Raw genomic sequence first — 18,370 nt, 5'->3', positions numbered from 1 at the left:
CGGGAGCAGCACCGGGCCACAACTCTGCGGTCGGGCGGCCATGCACGCGGGGCCTGCGGCCGTGAGCACGGGGCCGGGCACCAGCGGAGACCGCCGGCGCCGGCGACTCGCAACCGGCGCCGGCCTCAGTCGACGGCGAGCGCCGCGACGGGCGAGACTCGGGTGGCTCGACGAGCCGGCAGCAGCGATGAGGCGACGGTGATGAGCAGCGTCACGAGCAGCACGGCGGCGACGGTCACCCACGGGATGCTGGGCAGGACGAGCTGACCGACGAGCGACCCGAAGGTGGCTTGGGCGCCGACCCACCCGTAGAACACCCCGAGGAGCAGACCGAAGAGCGCGGATGAGGCGATCATGGCGACCGCCTCGGTCACGATCATCCGCCGCACCTGGCCGACGGTGAAGCCGAGCGCTCGCAGCAGCCCGAGCTCCCGCCGGCGCTGCATGACGCTCAGGGAGAGCGTGTTGACCATGCCGACGGCGGCGAGCAGCACGGAGAAGCCGAGGAGCACGCTCATGATGGCGGTCGTGACGTCGATGACCTGCTCGAAGGCGGCGTACGTCTCGGGCTCCATCTGACCGAACTGGAGGGTGATCGCGCGGAAGGTCTCGCTGGCGACCGCGAACATCGTGACGAGCGTGATGCCGATCACGAGGCCGATGACGGCGCGGCTGCTGCGCGCGGGGTTGCGCACGGCGTTGGCGGCGGCGAGGCGCGGCACCGGGCCGCGACCGAGGGCGCTGCCCACAAGGCTCATGAGGGGCGGGAGGATGACGGGAGCGCCGATGATGACGCCGACGAACGAGAGCATGCCACCGCCGACGCTCACGAGCACGCCGCTCGGGCTCTGCAGGCCGAGGAACACGCCTCCGATGAGCATGGCGAAGCCGAGGGCGATGAGGATCGTCGCCGTCACGCTGCGCCCGCGACCGGCGCGGAGCTCCTGCATGGTGGGCTCTGCGCTGGACGAGGTCGCCGCGATCGGCGAGACCGTGAGCACCCGTCGCGAGCCGACCCAGGACGCGATGATGGTCGCCGCCGTGACGGCGATGACGGGCGCCAGGATCGCGGGGTGCACGATCGGGAACGGGAACGGGTCGAGCGCGCCGTTCGTGATGGCGAGCTGCGCACCGAGGGCCGTCAGCCCGACGCCGAGGGAGGCCCCGGCAACGGCACCCGAGGCACCCTGGACGAGTCCTTCGCGGACCGTGCGCCGGCGCAGCGACCGACCAGACGCCCCGATGAGGCGCAGCAGCGCGATCTCCTTGGTGCGTCCGGCGATGACGGTGGCGACCGAGTTCGAGGTCACGACAGCGCCGACGAAGAGCGCGATCGCGAAGAACAGCGCGGCGACCGTGCCGAGCACGCTGGCCAGGGCGCCGATCTCGCTGAGGCCCATCGCGTCGAAGTAGGCGGCCAGGTCGGCGACGATCATGATCAGCACCGTGCCGAAAGCCGCCGAGAGGGCGGAGACGAGCACGACGGCGGCGCCTCCGCTGCTCTGCTGGGACTCGGGGGCGCGTTGCGCCTTGGCGGCGGTGCTGGCCTGCGCCGCAGGTGCGGTGCTCGTGGCACTCATGCTGCCGTCTCCATGGAGAGCATGAGGTTCGCGATCTCGGCGGCGCTCGTGCGCGGACGATCGGCGACGACCTTGCCGTCGGCGAGGAACACGACGCGGTCGGCGTGGCTCGCGGCGATCGGGTCGTGCGTCACCATCGCGATCGACTGGCCGTACTGGCTGCTCGCCGTCGAGAGCAGCGAGAGGACCTCGCGGCCGGTCTTGGAGTCGAGGTTTCCCGTGGGCTCGTCGGCGAAGATGAGCTTCGGCCGGGTCGCGAGGGCCCGGGCGATGGCGACCCGCTGCTGCTGCCCTCCGGACAGCTCGTACGGGCGGTGGGCGAGACGCTGCGAGAGCCCGAGCGTCTGGATGAGGTGCGAGATCCAGGCTTCCTCGTCGCGCGAGACGGTCCGGCCATCGAGGTCGAACGGCAGCATGATGTTGCCGCGCACATCCAGTGTGGGCACGAGGTTGAAGGCCTGGAAGATGAAGCCGACCGCTCGGCGCCGCAGCACTGTCAGCTCGCCGTCGTCCATGCCCGTGATCTCGGTGTCGCCGAGGAACACGCGCCCGGACGAGGCGCCGTCGAGGCCTGCCATGACGTGCATGAGCGTCGACTTGCCTGAGCCGCTCGGGCCCATGATGGCCGTGAACTCACCGCTTCTGATGCCGAGGCTCACGCCGTCGAGGGCGGCGACGCTGCCGTGGGTGCCGTAGATCTTCCGAACGTCGACGACGCTCGCGACAAGTGGGGGTGTGGTGTTCATGTCATCGACGCTACGGACGCGCCCCGCTCGGTCGCGTCCACCCCAGGTCGCGGCAGCATGCTCCTCTGGGATGACACGGGCGAGCCTCACGTCCAGCCAGCGGACGAGGTTCGCCCAATAGCCTTGCCGCATGGCCTCCCCAACGCTCGTCTGGTTCCGTGACGACCTGCGCATCCACGATCACCCGGCCCTGCACGTTGCCCTCGAGCGCGGTGGGCCCGTCATCGCCCTGTTCGTGCTCGACGAGGAATCCCCCGGCGTTCGTGCGCTCGGGGGCGCCGCGAAGTGGTGGCTGCACCACAGCCTGCTCGCCCTGAGCGAGCGCCTCGAGGAGATCGGCGGGGCGCTTGTGCTGCGGCGCGGCAAGGCCGAGGAGATCGTGCCCGCGGTCGCGAAGGACGCCGGCGCCGAGCTCGTCGTCTGGAACCGGCGCTACGGCGGGGCAGAGCGCGAGATCGACGCTCGCATCAAGCAGGGCCTCGTCGACGGTGGGATCGAGGCGCATAGCCTCCCCGGGTCGCTCCTCACCGAGCCCTGGCAGATCCAGACCGGTCAGGGTGAGGCCTACCGCGTGTACACGCCCTTCGCCAACGCCTGCCAGAGCCGCTTCCAGCACGAGCCGCCCCGCGTGCCGCTCGATGCACCGGATGCGCTGCCCCGCGGCTCGAAGGCGAGCTCGCTCGACTCCGACCCCCTCAACTCCTGGGAGCTGCTCCCCACGCGACCCGACTGGGCCGAGGGCCTCCGCGAGGAGTGGACCCCCGGTGAGGACGGCGCCCATGAGCGTCTCGAGGCATTCCTCGACGGGGTCGTCGGCGACTACAAGGCCGATCGCGACCGGCCAGACCTCGAGGGCACGAGCAGACTCAGCCCCCACCTGCGCTGGGGCGAGATCTCCTCCGCCCAGGCCTGGCACGCCCTCGAGGGCCGCACGGGCGATGGCGCAGCGACCTTCCGTCGCGAGCTGCTCTGGCGGGAGTTCGCCTGGCACACGCTCTACAGCTTCCCGGAGCTGCACACGCGGCCCTGGCGAGCCGCCTACGAGGACTTCCCATGGCCCGCCCTCGACCGCGACGCACTCGACGCCTGGCAGCGCGGCAGCACCGGGGTCCCCATCGTGGATGCCGGCATGCGAGAGCTCTGGCGCACGGGCAGCATGCACAACCGCATCCGCATGGTCACCGCCTCGTTCCTCACCAAGCACCTGCTCACCGACTGGCGTCGCGGCGAGGAGTGGTTCTGGGACACGCTCGTCGACGCCGACCAGGCCTCCAACCCCTTCAACTGGCAGTGGGTCGCAGGCTCCGGTGTGGATGCCGCGCCCTACTTCCGGGTCTTCAACCCGGAGCGCCAGGCCGAGCGCTTCGACCCGCACGGGGCGTACGTGCAGCGATGGGTCCCCGAGGCCGGCAGCGACGAGTACCCGGAACCCATCGTGGGGCTGAAGGAGGGGCGGGAAGCCGCGCTCGCCGCCTGGCGCGAGGTTCGCTGACACCCGAGGACGACCCCGCCAAGGCGCCCCGGGAACTGTCGGCGGCCAGTGCTAGATTGCCCGCACGTTGCGCCGTCGACGCACCGGCATCCACCGGTCGCGGCCGAACGGCACACCAGGGGAACCAGGGGCATCATCATGGTCGAGTACCGCATCGAACTCGTCGGCGTTCCCGTCGCCGACGTCGACCGCTCGCGCGCCTTCTACGGCGAGACCCTGGGGTGGCCGGTCGACCACGACCAGGTGGTGAGCGACGAGATCCGGTTCGTGCAGGTGACTCCTCCGGGCTCCGCATGCTCGATCGCCTTCGGCATGGGCATCAGCGACATGCCGGCAGGTTCCCTGCGCGCGCTCCAGTGCGTCGTCGCGTCCATCGAGGAGGCGCACGCCGACCTCGAGAGCCGAGGCGTCGCCGTGAGCGACATCGACGAGCAGGCGTGGGGGCGCTTCGTCTCCTTCGCCGACCCTGACGGCAATTCCTGGTCCATCCAGGAGCTGCCCGACTACTCCAAGATGGCCTGACCCAGTTCCACCGAACGCAAGATCACCGACGAAAGGGATGCACCACATGACGGAGAAGAAGAGCGGATACGAAGAGTTCAAGGTCTCCGGGGAGAACCTCCTCGGCAAGGTCAAGGAGCTCATCCACGAGGGCAACGTGCGTCGCGTGTTCATCAAGAACGACGACGGCACGACACTCCTCGAGATCCCCCTGACCGCTGGCCTCGCCGTCACCGTCGTCGCCGCGGCGCTCGCCCCGGTGCTCGTCGCGGTGGGTGCGATCGCAGCGCTCGTGACGCAGGTGACGGTCGGCGTCGAGCGCCGCGGCCCGGACTCCACCGACCGTGCGGGCAGCTCGGCTGACACCGACGGCGTGCCGAAGAGCGACGTCGTCGCGCCTGCGCCCGCCGCGGAGGCCACCGACCCGGACCTGGGACCGACGACGGCGTAGCTCGTCCTTCACACCGCCGGAGCCCCCGACCTCCGGCGGTGTGAAGCTCGCGCTTGCTACTCTGTGGGTTCCCAGAGCCGAGAGGCGCGTGACCAGTGCCAGAACCCGAGACCGTCACCCCCAGGTCCGACGCGGAGATCGCCGCTGCTTCGACGCTCGCCGATCAGGCGGGCGACGCCGCCGAGCTGGGTGCCCGACTCCGCGTGCTCCGTGAGGAGGCCGGCCTCTCCCTCAGGGAGCTGGCAAGGCGCCTCGACATCTCGGCCAGCGCCGTCTCGCAGATCGAGCGTGGCGTCATGCGACCGAGCGTGAATCGACTGATCGCGATCGTCGGCGAGCTGGGCGCCTCCATCACGGATGTCTTCGCGGGCGGCACTGGCGCGCATGCCGAGCGTTCGAGCTTCGGCAGTTACAGCCTGCTCCGGCAGGGCGAGATCGCTCCCGTGGTGCTCGAGAACGGCGTGATCTACCGCCGCCTCTCCGGCTCGCGAACCTCGGGCATCGACCATTTCGAGTCGACCTTCCCGCCCATGACCTCCGCCTCTGCGGGCGACGCGAGCTCGTTCGCGACCCACACGGGCGTCGAGTCAGGGGTCGTCATCTCCGGCGAGCTCACCGTCGAGGTGCATGGCGACACCGTGACGCTGCGTGCCGGCGATTCCATCACGTACTCCTCGGAGACACCGCACCGTGTGAGCAACCGCTCGCCGGAGCCGTGCGTCGCGAACTGGGTCATCGCAAGGGCCCCGCACTCCGACCCGAGCGATCCGCTGTTCTCCGAGTCGCACACCGCGCGCAGCTGACGGCAGCCCGCCCCGCCGCTGAGGCGGGCTCGTCGTCGGCGTTCTCGAAACGCATCGAAATCTCTCTTTTACCTCGCTGAAATCTCCCACCGGGCGTGAAGGGATAGCTTTACGGTTATCCGCCACGGAGGGATCTGCCTGTGCTCATCAGCGACTACAACCGGCTCAGTGAAGCCGATGCGGCCGAGTTCGCCGCGACGCTCGTCGCAATACCCGCCTTCACGACTGCGCTGGTTCGATCGCGACCGTTCGCCTCGAAGGCCGCCATGCGAGAGCGTGCCGCCGAGGCGGCGTCCGCCTGGAGCCAGGCTGAGGTGCAGCTCGCGCTGTCCGGCCACCCGCGCATCGGCGAGCGCGCCAGCGCCGCCGAACCGGGCGCCGGGCACTCCGCCAGGGAACAGGGGGCGGTCGCCACCGCGGGCGAGGAGCTCCGCGAGCGCATCGCCGAGGGCAACCGCCGCTACGAGGCGCGCTTCGACCGCATCTTCCTCGTCAGGGCAGCGGGCCGCTCCCCCGCCGAGATCCTGGAGCAGCTCGAGGCGCGCCTCGAGAACGACGACGACGCGGAGCTCGCCGTCGTCGCCTCGGAACTCCGCGACATCACCCTCCTCCGCCTCGACGAATCGGTGACCGAATGACCAGCCACATCACGAGCCACGTGCTCGACAGCTCCGTCGGACTGCCCGCCGCGGGTGTGCGCATCCGCCTCCGGACGCTCGACGGCCGGGAGCTGGCGCAGGCGGTGACGGACGCGGACGGCCGCGTCACCGACCTTGGGCCCGGGGCCCTCCCCTCCGGCACCTACGAGCTCCTCTTCGAGACGGGCACGTACTTCGCCGAGCGCGGCGTCGCGACCTTCTACCCGCACATCGCGGTGGCGTTCACCGTCGCGAGCTCACCAGGCACGCCCGGCGAAGGCGGCCCGCCGCACTGCCACGTTCCGCTGCTGCTGAGCCCATTCGCCTATTCGACCTACAGGGGGACCTGACCATGACCGACGTCACCGTGAGTCTCGGCGCGAACAAATATGGCAAGGCGGAGAACCGCCTCGTCAGGATCACCCGCGACACCGATCGCCACGAGATCGAAGACCTCAACATCACCAGCCAGCTCCGCGGAGCGGCCCTCGCCGGGTCCTACCTCGACGGCGACAACTCGCTCGTCGTCGCCACCGACACGCAGAAGAACACCATCTTCGCATTCGCCCGCGAACACGGCGTCGGCTCGCCTGAGAGCTTCCTCCTCAAGCTCGGCTCGCACTTCGTCGACGCGTTCGAGTGGATCGAGGGCGGCCTGTGGCAGGCCGAGCAGTTCGAGTGGGAGCGCATCCGCGTGGACGGCGCCGAGCACGACCATGCCTTCGTGCGCAAAGGCCAGGCGACCCGGCTCGCGACCGTGCAGAAGATCGACGGCGCGACCCACGTGACGGCCGGACTGAAGGACCTGACGGTGCTCAAGTCGACGGGCAGCGAGTTCCACGGCTTCCCCCGCGACAAGTACACGACCCTCGCGGAGGCGACCGACCGCATCCTCGCGACCTCGGTCACGGCGCGCTGGCGCTACACGCCAGAGGCGGTGGATGCGGAGCCCGACTACAACGCCCTCTACGAGGCGATCTCCGAGGTCCTCATCTCGACCTTCGCGACCGTCCACTCCCTCGCCCTGCAGCAGACCCTGTGGCAGATGGGCAAGGCGGCGATCGAGCAGTTCCCCGAGATCGCGGAGGTGCGCTTCGCGATGCCGAACAAGCACCATTTCCTCGTCGACCTCTCCCCGTTCGACCTCGACAACCCCGGCGAGGTGTTCTTCGCCGCCGACCGCCCCTACGGCCTCATCGAGGGAACCGTCATCCGAGACGGCGTCGCACCGGCGCCCGAGGCCTGGGCAGACACGCCCGGGTTCATCTAGGGACGCGCCGGCCAGCGAGCCGGCCCCCTCCGCACACCCTCAGCTCAGCGCTCCGCCCAGCTCCCGCGTGGCAGCGCTGCTTGTCGACCCCAAGAGAGGTCAGCTCATGTCTCCCGAATCCAGCAGAAGCCAAGCGCCCTCGACTCCTCCGGCGGCGTCCGCATCACCGTCACCGGAGGCGCGCCCTGAGGACGAACGTCTCAGCCCGGGCAAGACCGTCGGCTACGGCGTCCAGCACATCCTCGCGATGTTCGGCGGCGTCATCGCCGTTCCCCTCATCGTGGGTGGCGCCGCCGGCCTCGACGTCGGCCAGAAGGCGCTGCTCGTCGCCTGCGCGCTCTTCGTCAGCGGCGCGGCGACCGTGCTGCAGACCATCGGGGTGCCGTACTTCGGCTCGAGGCTCCCCCTCGTGCAGGGGATCTCGTTCGCGGCCGTCTCGACCATGCTCGCCATCATCGGCAGCAACGGGGAGACCGGACTCCAGACCGTGTTCGGCGCCGTCATCGTCGCGAGCGCCATCGGCCTCATCGTCGCCCCGTTCTTCGCCAGGATCGTGCGGTTCTTCCCTCCCGTCGTGACCGGATCGATCATCACCGTCATCGGCCTCTCCCTGATGCCGGTCGCGGGCCGCTGGGTGACGGGATCCGACCCGACCGCCGAGGGCTTCGCATCCGCCGACAAGATCGGCCTCGCCCTGCTCACCTTCGCGGTGGTGCTCATCCTGAGCAAGATCCGCGCCCTCTCCCGACTCGCTGTGCTGCTGGGCCTCGCCATCGGCACGGTCTTCGCGCTCATGCTCGGCCAGGCCGACTTCGACGCCGTCGGCTCCGCGTCGATCTTCGCGTTCCCGCAGCCCTTCGCGTTCGGCATGCCGATCTTCGAGATCGGCGCCATCGTCTCCATGACGATCGTGATCCTCGTCATCATGGTCGAGACGACGGCAGACGTGCTGGCCGTCGGAGAGGTCGTCGGAACGAAGGTCGACTCGCGCCGCGTCGGCGACGGACTGCGTGCCGACATGCTGTCCTCGCTCATCGCCCCCGTGTTCAACTCGTTCCCCGCGACCGCCTTCGCGCAGAACGTCGGGCTCGTCGCCCTGACCGGCATCAAGAGCCGCTTCGCCGTCACGGCGGGTGGCGGGCTGCTGGTTCTCCTCGGACTCTCCCCCATGGCCGCCGCCGTCTTCAGCGTCATCCCGAGCCCCGTGCTGGGCGGCGCGGGCATCGTGCTCTTCGGCAGCGTCGCGGCCAGCGGCGTGCGCACCCTCTCGAAGGTCGACTACACCGGCAACAACAACATGATCATCGTCGCCTCGTCCCTGGCCTTCGGGCTCATCCCGGTCGTCTCGACGCAGTTCTGGCACGCGTTGCCCGACTGGTTCGTGACGATCTTCGACTCGGGCATCAGCGCTGCAGCGATCGTCTCGGTGGTCCTGAACCTCTTCTTCAACGTGTGGCTCCCGGGCACCCCGGAGCAGCCGTCGAACCTGGCGGCCGCCCCCGCACTCCGTGTGCAGACCGAGGAGCTGCGGGTGCTGAAGTCCGGTGGCTCACTCGACGAGCACTCCTACGAGCACAACCCGACGCCCGTCGAGCAGAGCACCCGCGCCCGCACGTCGGGGCCGGACGAGAGCTGAGGATCCGGACGAAAGCTGAGGATCCGGTCGGCGGGTGCAACCGCCCGGAATGACTCCGACCTCGCCGAGGTTGCACCCGAGTGTCCAGTTCGACACAGCGGAAGGCGACAACATGAAGGTGTTCCTGACCGGAGCGACCGGCTACATCGGCTCGGCAGTCCTGCGCGCGCTCCTCGCGAACGGCCACGCCGTGACCGCCGCGGTGCGCAGCGAGGAGAAGGCGGCGCGTGTTCGAGAGACCGGCGCGAAAGCGGTGGTCGTCGACCTCACCGACCGGGCGGCGCTCGCCCCGCTGCTCCGTCAGGCGGAGGGCGTCATCCACACCGCATCGGCGCAAGACGTCGACCCAAGCTTCGTGCCCATCGTGCTCAACGAGCTGGTGCACTCCCCGACGCAGTTCGTGCACACGAGCGGCATCTGGCTGTTCGGCGACAACTCGGCCATCACGGAGGAGTCCGAACCCGACGCACCCGAGATCGTGTCGTGGCGCGTCCGCATCGACCGCCAGGTCATCAACAGCAACGTCAACACCGCGATCATCGCACCCGCCGTGGTCTACGGCGGGCAGGGTGGCGTCACCCAGCTCCTCGCTGGTGACGGGTCCGGCCCCGTCTCCCTCGTCGGCGACGGCAGGCAGCGGTGGACACTCGTCCACGTCGACGACCTCGCCGAGCTGTACGTCCGGGTCCTCGAGAAGGGTGCCGCCGTCGGCTACGTGATCGCGGCCAGCGGTGAGAACCCCACGGTTCGCGAGATCGCCTCGTCAGGACACGGCACGGTCGAGCTCGTCGAGGAGACACCGGATGCGAGCCGCGAGCGGCTCGGCGCCCCCTTCGCCGACGCGCTCCTGCAGGACCAGGCCGCGACCGGGCAGTACGCGCGGGACGCCTACGGGTGGGCGCCGACGTCCGGTGACTGGCTGAGGGCCGAGCACAGCTGAACGACGACCGCAGTGCGGGTGGCATCCGCTCGGCTCCGTAGGCTGGTGCCATGAGCACGTTCGGCGCTCCGGAAGTGGACCGGCGGAGCCTGCCTCTCTACGAGGCAGGCTCCATCGACGTGCCATACGTCATCGACGGCATGAACGAGGCGATCGAGCGCAACACGTTCTGGGAGGAGCACTCCCACCCCACGCACGAGCTCATCTGGAACACGCGCGGCGCGTCCTCGCTGACCGTCGGCCCCCGCACGTGGACGATCACGCCGGCCGTCGGCCTCTGGATCCCCGCCGGGGTCAGGCACACGGCGTGGACGCCGGCCGGCACCTGGTACCGGACGGCGATGTTCAGCGTGCAGACGACAGCCCCCATCGCCGACGAGCCAGTCGCTGTCGATGTCACCGACCTGCTGCGCCTGCTGCTCGACCGCCTGGCGGAGCCCGGACTCGACGACGCGTCCAGGGCGACGACCGAGGCGATGGTGCTCGACGTGCTCGCCCCCTCCCCGCATGAACTGCTGCTGCGCATCCCCGACTCTCCCCTGCTCGCTCCCATCGTCGACGCGGTCAGGGCGGATGTCCGCGACGCCGGCACACTCGAGGAGTGGTCGGTCGAGCTGGGTGCGAGCGCCCGCACGATCACACGGCAGTTCCAGTCGGAGACCGGCCTGGGGTTCAGCCGCTGGGTCGCCACGGCCCGCATCCAGCGCGCCATCGTGCTCTTGACTGACGGAGAGAGCATCGACGACGTTGCGGTCGCCGCGGGGTTCCGGTCGGCGAGCGCCTTCGGCACCGCGTTCCGGCGGGTCACGGGGATGAGTCCGGGGCGGTTCCGGGCTCAGTAGCCCTGGCGGGCTGAAGCGGCCGCCGATCGCAACCACATCCGCCCAGACAGTGTCCGTTTCGCGAAGAAAGGTGTCGGTTCGCCTCGATTGCAAACGCGACTCGCGTCGCTTAGCTTTGGTAAGGCACTCCTAACAGGGCAAGCTCTTGGCTCTGCATGGCTGCCGCTGACTTCGACACCGCACCCTGCGTCTCCGCCGCCAGACGGCGTTCATCGGCGTGCGCAAAAGGCTCAGCTCCCCCCTCGAAAGGACACCATGCCCCGCGCTTCCAAGCTCGTCGCCCTCGCCGCGACAGCGCTGCTCACGGCAGGCCTCGCCGCCTGCTCGACCACCCCCTCAGCCGGCACGAACGCGGAGCCGGGCGCAGCGAGCGGCGACTTCACGCCGATCACCATCGAGCACGCCCTCGGCACGACGGAGATCACCGAGAAGCCCGAGCGCATCGCCACGGTCAACTGGGCCAACCAGGAAGTGCCCCTCGCCCTCGGCGTCGTGCCCGTCGGCATGGCCAGGGCCGACTTCGGCGACGACAACGGCGACGGCATCCTCCCCTGGGTGAGCGAGAAGCTCGAAGAACTCGGCGGCGAGACCCCAGTGCTCTTCGACGAGACCGACGGCGTCGACTTCGAGGCCGTCGCGGACACGAACCCTGACGTCATCCTCGCCGCGTACTCGGGCCTGACCCAGGAGGACTACGACACCCTCTCCGAGATCGCACCCGTCGTCGCCTACCCGGAGACGGCCTGGGCGACCTCGTGGCGCGACATGATCCGCCTCAACAGCCAGGGCATGGGCCTCGAGGCTGAAGGCGACGCGCTCATCACCGAGCTCGAGGGTGAGATCGAGGCGACGGCGGCCAAGTACCCGGCCATCCAGGGCAAGAAGACCATGTTCCTCACCCACGTCGACGAGACCGACCTCAGCCAGGTCAGCTTCTACACGACGCACGACACCCGCAGCGCCTTCTTCGAGGACCTCGGCATGACGTTCCCGCAGAGCCTCGTCGACGCGTCGGCATCGACCGACCAGTTCTCGCAGACCATCAGCGCCGAGCAGAGCGACACGCTCGCCGACGTCGAGATCATCGTCACCTACGGCGGCGAGGAGCTCGTCCAGACCCTCCAGGGCGACCCCGTGCTCTCGCAGATCCCCGCCGTCGCCAACGGCTCGATCGTCAACCTGCCGGGCACGGAGCCGCTCGGCACGGCAGCCAACCCCACGCCGCTGTCCATCTCGTGGATCCTCGACGACTACGTCGCGCTCCTCTCGCAGGCAGCAGAACAGGTCAAGTGACCCAGACCGCTTCTCCCGTAGCCGCCGGGGGCGTCGCCATCGTGCGACGCCCCCGGCGGCTGCGGGCGTTGTGGTTCCTCCTCGCGATCTCCTCGCTCGGCGCGCTCATCGTCGTGTCCGTCATGATCGGATCGCGCGACGTGAGCTGGGCGGATGCGGTGGCAGCCCTCGGCGGATCGACGAACGGCTTCGACGAGGCGGCCGTCGCGAAGCGCATCCCCCGCACCTTCCTCGCCGTCGCCGTCGGGGCCGCCCTCGGCGTCTCGGGTGCCGTCATGCAGGGCGTCACCAGGAACCCGCTCGCAGACCCGGGCATCCTCGGCGTCAACATGGGCGCATCCCTCGCCGTCGTGACGGGAATCGCCTACTTCGGCCTGGCCTCCGCGTCGAGCTTCATCTGGGTCGCCATCTCCGGCGCGGCCCTCGCGGCCGTCTTCGTGTACGTCGTCGGCTCGCTCGGGCGGGGCGGCGCGACACCCCTCAAGCTCGCCCTCGCCGGTGCGGCGACGTCGGCCGCGCTCGCGTCGTTCGTCACCGCCATCATCCTGCCTCGGGGCGACATCAGCCAGAGCGCCAGGTCATGGCAGATCGGCGGCGTCGGCGGAGGCACCTGGGACAGCATCACGCAGGTCCTGCCGTTCCTCATCGTCGGCTTCCTCGTCAGCCTCGCCTCGGCGAAGGGCCTCAACTCGCTTGCCCTCGGCGACGATCTCGCCGCTGGGCTCGGCGAACGCGTCGCGCTGACGCGCGGCGCGGCGGCCCTCGGCGCCGTCGTGCTCTGCGGCGCCGCCACCGCCGTCACGGGCCCCATCGCGTTCGTCGGCCTCGTCGTGCCGCACGCCTGCCGCCTCATGTTCGGCGTCGACCACCGCTGGGTGCTGCCCTTCTCCGCCGTCGTCGGCGCCTCCCTGCTGACGGGGGCGGATGTGCTCGGACGCATCCTCACCCGCCCGTCCGAGATCGACGTGGGCATCATCACGGCCATCATCGGAGCCCCCATCTTCATCTGGATCGTCCGCCGCTCGAAGGTGCGCGCCCTATGACCGCGACCCGCCCTTCGGGCTCTGCCGCGCCAGCCTCCTCGCCGATCTCGCTCGCCCCGGCCTCCCCGAACTCCGTCATCGAGGCGACAGCCCGCGCCGTCGCGCGCAGCCGCGGCCGACGCAGCGCGCGACGCCGACTGCTGATGCTGGTGCTCGTCGCCCTCATCCTCGTCGTCTTCGTCGTCTCGCTCATGGTCGGACAGACCTTCTACGGCCTCGACCAGGTCATCGCAGTCGTGCTGGGCCAGGACGTACAGGGCGCGACCTTCACGGTCGGGCGGCTCCGACTCCCGCGTGCCGTGCTCGCGATCCTCGCCGGCCTCGCGTTCGGCCTCGCCGGCGTCACCTTCCAGACGATGCTGCGCAACCCGCTCGCGAGCCCCGACATCATCGGCATCTCCTCCGGCGCCAGCGCGGCCGCCGCCTTCGGCATCGTCACGCTCTCGCTGGGCGCGAGCGAGGTGTCCTTCTTCGCGATCTTCGTCGGCCTCGGCGTCGCCATCCTCATCTACGTCCTGTCCTTCAAGGGCGGCGTCACGGGAACGCGCCTCATCCTCATCGGCATCGGCATCGCCGCCATGCTCGACAGCATCACCAACTACGTGCTCTCGCAGGCCGCCCAGTGGGACTTCCAGGAAGCGCTGCGCTGGCTCAACGGCAGCCTCAACGGCGCATCCTGGAACGCCATCCTCCCGGTCGCGATCTCGATCGTCGTGCTCGTCCCGATCCTCCTCGCCCAGAGCCGCAGCCTCTCGGCAACGCAGCTCGGCGACGACACCGCAGCGGCCCTCGGGGTGCGCGTCAACCGCACGAGGCTCGTGGTCATCGTCACCGCCGTCGGCGTGCTCTCGTTCGCGACAGCCGCCGCAGGCCCCATCGCCTTCGTCGCGTTCCTCGCCGGCCCCATCGCCGCCCGGCTCTTCGGCGGAGGCGGATCGCTCCTCATCCCCGCCGGCCTCGTCGGAGCCCTCCTCGTGCTCGTCGCCGACCTCGTCGGCCAGTTCCTCCTCGGCACCCGATACCCCGTCGGCGTCGTGACCGGCGTGCTCGGTGCGCCGTTCCTCATCTACCTGATCATCCGCACGAACCGCGCGGGAGGCTCGCTATGACCGCAGACCACACCCTCATCGTCGAGCAGCTCAGCCTGGGCTACGGCGACCGAGTCGTCATCGACGAGCTCGACCTCCTCGTGCCGCCAGGCAAGGTCACGGCGATCGTTGGCGCGAACGCCTGCGGCAAGTCCACGCTGCTGCGCTCCATGTCGCGGCTCCTCGCACCTCGCGACGGGCACGTCCTCCTCGACGGCAAGGAGGTGCACAGGACTCCCGCGAAGCAGCTCGCGCGCATCCTCGGGCTCCTCCCCCAATCCCCCATCGCCCCTGAGGGCATCACGGTCGCCGACCTCGTCGGCCGCGGCCGCCACCCGCACCAGAGCATCCTCTCCAGGTGGAGCCACGACGACGATCTCGCCGTCGCCGCCGCCCTCGAAGCGACAGAGACGACCGCCCTCGCCGACCGCCACGTCGACGAGCTCTCCGGCGGCCAGCGGCAGCGAGTGTGGATCGCGATGGCCCTCGCCCAGCAGACCGACCTGCTGCTGCTCGACGAGCCGACGACCTTCCTCGACGTCAGCCACCAGATCGAGGTGCTCGACCTCCTCACCGACCTCAACCAGTCCCGCGGCACGACCATCGTCATGGTGCTCCACGACCTCAACCTGGCAGCGCGCTACGCCGACCACCTCATCGCTCTCGCCGACGGCGGACTGCACGCAGCGGGCGAGCCCGGCGACGTCCTCACGGTCGACACCGTGCGCGCCGTCTTCGGGCTCGAGAGCCTCGTCGTGGAGGACCCAGTCTCGGGCCGGCCGCTCATGGTGCCCATCGGTCGCCACCACTTCGCGGATGCATCCGTCACGCATCCCGAAGGTTCATCCGCGACAATTGGGGCTCGAACACACGCGTGAGCGAGCGGGACCACACCCCGCTCCCTCCGCCGAGACGAAGGACAGGGTGCCGACCGTGAGCGATGCAGGCGTCGAGATCCTCGCTCCCCTCGGGCACCCGGAAGAGGTCGAATCCGGCAGCACGCCAAATGCGCAGCTCCCGGAACGCGCAGACGAAGCAGTCCCAGCCGGCTTCCCCTCACCCGCCCAGGGCTACTACTCCGGCCCCGTCGACCTCAACCGACACCTCATCAACGACCCCGCCGCGACCTTCATCGTCCGCGTCAGCGGCGACAGCATGATCGGAGCCGGCATCTTCGACGGCGACGAGATCATCGTCGACCGCTCCCTCGAACCGCACGACGGCAACGTCGTCATCGCCGTCGTCGACGGCGAGCTCACCGTCAAGCGGCTGCGGTTCGAGCACGGCCGCGTGCGCCTCGCGCCCGAGAACCCCGCGTACGCCGACATCGTGCTCGAAGAGCTCAGCGAGCTCACCGTGTGGGGCGTCGTCACGAGATGCCTCCACCGTGTCTGAGATGGCGGACACGACGCGCGATTCGCCCCAGGCATCGACGCAGGCGCTCCGGCAGTCCGCGATCGCCATCGTCGACGCCAACAACTTCTACGCATCCTGCGAGCGCATCTTCGACCCCAGCCTCGAAGGCAAGCCCATCGTCGTGCTCTCCAACAACGACGGATGCGTCATCGCGCGCTCCGAGGAGGCGAAAGCCGTCGGCATCCCGATGGGCGCCCCCTGGCAGGCCATCGCCCCGGAAGCCGCGATGAAGGGCGTCGTCGCCCGCTCCAGCAACTACGAGCTCTACGGAGACATCAACGCTCGCACCATCGAGCTTCTCGGCCGCTACACGCCGTCGCAAGAGGTGTACTCGATCGACGAGAGCTTCATCCGGCTGCCAGGCGACCGCCGGGAGGCCCTCGCCGTCGCCCGCGAGATCAGGGTGGCGATGCGGAAGCTCATCGGCATCCCCGTCAGCATCGGGATCGCCCCGAGCAAGACGCTCGCCAAGCTCGCCAACCGCGGCTCCAAATCCGAACCGTCGCTCGGCGGCGTCTGCCACCTCGGCGCCTACGGGCGCGAGCAGCTCAGCGGGATCCTCAGCACCATCGACATCGGCGACGTCTGGGGCGTCGGCCGCAAGATGGCCGCGAAATACGTGGGCCTCGGCATCCGCACCGCGCTCGACCTCCGCGAGTCCTCGCCCACCGCCGTCCGCCGCCGGTACGGCGTCGTCCAGGAGCGCGTCGTCCAGGAGCTGCGCGGCATCGACTGCCTCCCCATCGACGAGGTCCCGTCGGAGCGCGAGCAGATCCAGTTCTCCCGGTCCTTCGCAATGCCCATCTCGACCGTGCAGGAACTCGAGGAGGTGCTCTCCGTGTACACGCAGCGCGCCTCGGCCCGGCTCCGCGCGCAAGGATCGCTCACGCGGGCTATGAGCTGCTACGCCGCGACCTCCCCCTTCCGCGAGGGGCACGAGTCGCACGCCGTGTCCGTCGCCTTCCCAGAACCCACCGACGACCCGGTCGTGCTCTTCCGCGCCGCCGCCACCGCCCTCGGCCCGCAGCTGCGAGCCGAGCTCAAGTACGTGCGCGTCGGCGTCTCGCTCTTCGAGTTCGTCGCGCGAGACTCGTACGCGGCGCTCGACATCTTCGACGAACGCGGCGAGGACAGGCGCGTGGGTGAGGCCCTCGACGCCGTCGCCGCGAAGTTCGGCCAGGAATCACTTGGGCTCGGCATCGCCGGCCTCCGCAGCGGGCGGAGCTGGACCATGCGGCGCGACATGGTCTCACCCCGCGCAACCACCCACTGGGACGAGCTGGCGGTCGTCAAGGCGGAGTGAGGGGCGCAGTTCTGAATTAACGTGAGTTCTGTTTTTTCATCTGTACTGGATAGAACACATGTACCAATAACTGCCGAATGAAGTGCTTGTCATATCTGGGGATGAATCTCCTGAGCCGACAGGCGCACTCCAATCGGTCCGAGAAAGTTATCCACTAACCTCTCGAATGTCGGTGGTCGTTCGTAGACTTTGGGCATGCAGCAGCGCGACAGACACGAGGGGTTAGGCACAGGGCCGACCCCAGTTCCGGATCCGGGGTTCGACCCTTCGGACCCGGCTTCTGTCGCGGCTCGTCGCTCGGAGATTCTCGCGATGGAGGAAGCTGCCGCGGCGATGCTCGCGGCCGGCGCCGCCCTGCAGCTGCGAGCCCACGCCGCCGCCTACGACTTCGGGCACGCCCTCGATGTGGCCGAGGGGTGCGCGGAGTCGGCCATGCATGTGCGATCGATCGCGAACGAGGTCGCTCTGCTCGTGAAGCTCGCCGCGGGTACCGCCCAGGGGCACCTCGCGTCGGCGTCGGTGACGCTGCGCGAGTTCCCGACCCTCGCCCTCGCGCTCGAGAGCAATGTCGCGACCCCCGCGCAGGTGCACAAGCTCGTCGAGACCGGCCTGAAGATCAACCACGACGACCCGACCGAGCAGACCCACCGGCGGGGCGAGTTCGTCCAGCTCATGCTGGAGCGGGTCCGCCAGGAGCCGCTCCCGCCGGCAGCGCTGCAGCACGCGGCCGAGCGCGTCGCGGAAGAGCTCACCGGGGAGTCCATCGACCAACGCCACGAACGCGCGAAGCAACGGCGCCGCGTGAGCGTCGAGGACCTCGGCGACGGCATGAGCATCCTGCGCGTGCTCATGAGCTCGTTCGTCGCGCACGCGATCCGCGACCGAGCGCGCAAGCAGAGCAAAGCCATCATCAGAGCCCGCCCCAAGCAAGCCACCAACACCACCCCCAAGAGCAGCACAGCCGGTCAGGCCGGCGAGACCGCCGAAACGGGCGAGACAGGTGACACGGCCGCGCCGGATGAGCGCACCCTCGATCAGGTCATGTCCGACGTCATCGCCGACCTGCTCCTCACCAGCGACCCCACCATCTCGAGCGCCGCGAACGGCATCCAAGCCACCGTCCAGCTCAGCATCCCCATCACGACACTCTTCCCCGACCCGACCCGGCCGGGTCGAGCCCCGGCGCTGCTCGAGGGCATGTCCCCCATGCCCATCGAAGACGCGAAACGCCTCGCCGCGACCGCACCCGCCTTCATCCGCCTCCTCACCCACCCCATCACCGGAGCACTCCAAGCCGTCGACTCCTACACCCCCACCGCGGCCATGCG

19 protein-coding genes are annotated in these 18,370 nt (G+C 69.7%); 17 read left to right on the top strand and 2 right to left on the bottom strand.

Annotated elements, in window-relative coordinates:
• Positions 1-125 precede the first annotated feature (125 nt).
• Entirely contained in the window at positions 126-1,580 is a 1,455-nt protein-coding gene (locus tag C5E10_RS18185; protein WP_258071215.1) for an ABC transporter permease, read from the bottom strand.
• Positions 1,577-2,326, bottom strand: a complete 750-nt coding sequence (locus C5E10_RS18180) for an ABC transporter ATP-binding protein (protein WP_104332848.1) — start codon at positions 2,324-2,326, stop codon at positions 1,577-1,579. The genes C5E10_RS18185 and C5E10_RS18180 overlap by 4 nt, the downstream gene beginning before the upstream one ends.
• Positions 2,327-2,456: 130 nt before the next feature.
• Between C5E10_RS18180 and C5E10_RS18175 the strand changes: the two genes are divergently transcribed.
• From C5E10_RS18175 to C5E10_RS18095, 17 genes are all read left to right on the top strand, one after another.
• Complete coding sequence (locus C5E10_RS18175; protein ID WP_104332843.1) at positions 2,457-3,818, top strand: deoxyribodipyrimidine photo-lyase; 1,362 nt, start codon at positions 2,457-2,459, stop codon at positions 3,816-3,818.
• 138 nt (positions 3,819-3,956) lie between these two features.
• Entirely contained in the window at positions 3,957-4,340 is a 384-nt protein-coding gene (locus tag C5E10_RS18170; protein ID WP_181062829.1) for a VOC family protein, read from the top strand.
• A gap of 46 nt (positions 4,341-4,386) precedes the next feature.
• Positions 4,387-4,770 carry a DUF4342 domain-containing protein gene (locus C5E10_RS18165; protein WP_104241981.1) on the top strand — a complete coding sequence of 128 codons (384 nt, stop codon included), beginning with the start codon at positions 4,387-4,389 and terminating at the stop codon, positions 4,768-4,770.
• A gap of 95 nt (positions 4,771-4,865) precedes the next feature.
• Entirely contained in the window at positions 4,866-5,573 is a 708-nt protein-coding gene (locus tag C5E10_RS18160) for a helix-turn-helix domain-containing protein (protein WP_258071214.1), read from the top strand.
• A gap of 140 nt (positions 5,574-5,713) precedes the next feature.
• A complete protein-coding gene (gene uraD / locus C5E10_RS18155; protein WP_181062828.1) occupies positions 5,714-6,211 on the top strand; it encodes a 2-oxo-4-hydroxy-4-carboxy-5-ureidoimidazoline decarboxylase in 498 nt (165 codons plus the stop codon).
• The gene (gene uraH, locus C5E10_RS18150) at positions 6,208-6,561 is read left to right on the top strand and encodes a hydroxyisourate hydrolase (protein ID WP_104332841.1); all 354 of its coding nucleotides are present in this window, start codon (positions 6,208-6,210) and stop codon (positions 6,559-6,561) included. The genes uraD and uraH overlap by 4 nt, the downstream gene beginning before the upstream one ends.
• A gap of 2 nt (positions 6,562-6,563) precedes the next feature.
• The gene (gene pucL / locus C5E10_RS18145; protein WP_104332840.1) at positions 6,564-7,481 is read left to right on the top strand and encodes a factor-independent urate hydroxylase; all 918 of its coding nucleotides are present in this window, start codon (positions 6,564-6,566) and stop codon (positions 7,479-7,481) included.
• Positions 7,482-7,587: 106 nt separating this feature from the next.
• Positions 7,588-9,117: a nucleobase:cation symporter-2 family protein gene (locus C5E10_RS18140; RefSeq protein WP_104332839.1), complete on the top strand. Its 1,530-nt coding sequence runs from the start codon at positions 7,588-7,590 to the stop codon at positions 9,115-9,117.
• A gap of 112 nt (positions 9,118-9,229) precedes the next feature.
• Positions 9,230-10,057 carry an NAD-dependent epimerase/dehydratase family protein gene (locus tag C5E10_RS18135; protein WP_104332845.1) on the top strand — a complete coding sequence of 276 codons (828 nt, stop codon included), beginning with the start codon at positions 9,230-9,232 and terminating at the stop codon, positions 10,055-10,057.
• A gap of 50 nt (positions 10,058-10,107) precedes the next feature.
• The gene (locus C5E10_RS18130) at positions 10,108-10,899 is read left to right on the top strand and encodes an AraC family transcriptional regulator (RefSeq protein ID WP_104332838.1); all 792 of its coding nucleotides are present in this window, start codon (positions 10,108-10,110) and stop codon (positions 10,897-10,899) included.
• Between the two features lie 255 nt (positions 10,900-11,154).
• Entirely contained in the window at positions 11,155-12,192 is a 1,038-nt protein-coding gene (locus C5E10_RS18125) for an iron-siderophore ABC transporter substrate-binding protein (protein ID WP_104332837.1), read from the top strand.
• Complete coding sequence (locus C5E10_RS18120) at positions 12,189-13,235, top strand: iron ABC transporter permease (RefSeq protein WP_219820416.1); 1,047 nt, start codon at positions 12,189-12,191, stop codon at positions 13,233-13,235. The genes C5E10_RS18125 and C5E10_RS18120 overlap by 4 nt, the downstream gene beginning before the upstream one ends.
• Positions 13,232-14,344, top strand: a complete 1,113-nt coding sequence (locus C5E10_RS18115; protein WP_104332836.1) for an iron chelate uptake ABC transporter family permease subunit — start codon at positions 13,232-13,234, stop codon at positions 14,342-14,344. Before C5E10_RS18120 ends, C5E10_RS18115 begins: the two co-directional genes overlap by 4 nt.
• Positions 14,341-15,201, top strand: coding sequence for an ABC transporter ATP-binding protein (locus C5E10_RS18110; protein ID WP_104332835.1), 861 nt, complete (start codon positions 14,341-14,343; stop codon positions 15,199-15,201). Before C5E10_RS18115 ends, C5E10_RS18110 begins: the two co-directional genes overlap by 4 nt.
• Before the next feature lie 55 nt (positions 15,202-15,256).
• Positions 15,257-15,718: a LexA family transcriptional regulator gene (locus tag C5E10_RS18105; protein WP_258063096.1), complete on the top strand. Its 462-nt coding sequence runs from the start codon at positions 15,257-15,259 to the stop codon at positions 15,716-15,718.
• A 1-nt stretch (position 15,719) separates the two neighbouring features.
• Positions 15,720-17,042 (top strand): Y-family DNA polymerase, encoded by a 1,323-nt coding sequence (locus tag C5E10_RS18100; protein WP_104332833.1) that lies wholly within the window; start codon positions 15,720-15,722, stop codon positions 17,040-17,042.
• A 312-nt stretch (positions 17,043-17,354) separates the two neighbouring features.
• Positions 17,355-18,370, top strand: a 1,016-nt coding sequence (locus tag C5E10_RS18095) for a DUF222 domain-containing protein (protein ID WP_104332832.1), incomplete at its 3' end; no start/stop codon positions are given.

The organism is Pseudoclavibacter sp. RFBG4 (genome assembly GCF_002931515.1).
Lineage (GTDB): Bacteria > Actinomycetota > Actinomycetes > Actinomycetales > Microbacteriaceae > Pseudoclavibacter.
The sequence above is the reverse complement of the archived record's forward strand: the minus strand, read 5'-3'. Positions and strand labels throughout refer to the sequence as shown.

Bases quoted from the DNA above. Each gene is read 5' to 3' on its own strand.
- C5E10_RS18185 (WP_258071215.1), bottom strand. From the start codon at position 1,580: ATGAGTGCCACGAGCACCGCACCTGCGGCGCAGGCCAGCACCGCCGCC.
- C5E10_RS18180 (WP_104332848.1), bottom strand. From the start codon at position 2,326: ATGAACACCACACCCCCACTTGTCGCGAGCGTCGTCGACGTTCGGAAG.
- C5E10_RS18175 (WP_104332843.1), top strand. From the start codon at position 2,457: ATGGCCTCCCCAACGCTCGTCTGGTTCCGTGACGACCTGCGCATCCAC.
- C5E10_RS18170 (WP_181062829.1), top strand. From the start codon at position 3,957: ATGGTCGAGTACCGCATCGAACTCGTCGGCGTTCCCGTCGCCGACGTC.
- C5E10_RS18165 (WP_104241981.1), top strand. From the start codon at position 4,387: ATGACGGAGAAGAAGAGCGGATACGAAGAGTTCAAGGTCTCCGGGGAG.
- uraH (WP_104332841.1), top strand. From the start codon at position 6,208: ATGACCAGCCACATCACGAGCCACGTGCTCGACAGCTCCGTCGGACTG.
- pucL (WP_104332840.1), top strand. From the start codon at position 6,564: ATGACCGACGTCACCGTGAGTCTCGGCGCGAACAAATATGGCAAGGCG.
- C5E10_RS18140 (WP_104332839.1), top strand. From the start codon at position 7,588: ATGTCTCCCGAATCCAGCAGAAGCCAAGCGCCCTCGACTCCTCCGGCG.
- C5E10_RS18135 (WP_104332845.1), top strand. From the start codon at position 9,230: ATGAAGGTGTTCCTGACCGGAGCGACCGGCTACATCGGCTCGGCAGTC.
- C5E10_RS18130 (WP_104332838.1), top strand. From the start codon at position 10,108: ATGAGCACGTTCGGCGCTCCGGAAGTGGACCGGCGGAGCCTGCCTCTC.
- C5E10_RS18125 (WP_104332837.1), top strand. From the start codon at position 11,155: ATGCCCCGCGCTTCCAAGCTCGTCGCCCTCGCCGCGACAGCGCTGCTC.
- C5E10_RS18115 (WP_104332836.1), top strand. From the start codon at position 13,232: ATGACCGCGACCCGCCCTTCGGGCTCTGCCGCGCCAGCCTCCTCGCCG.
- C5E10_RS18110 (WP_104332835.1), top strand. From the start codon at position 14,341: ATGACCGCAGACCACACCCTCATCGTCGAGCAGCTCAGCCTGGGCTAC.
- C5E10_RS18100 (WP_104332833.1), top strand. From the start codon at position 15,720: ATGGCGGACACGACGCGCGATTCGCCCCAGGCATCGACGCAGGCGCTC.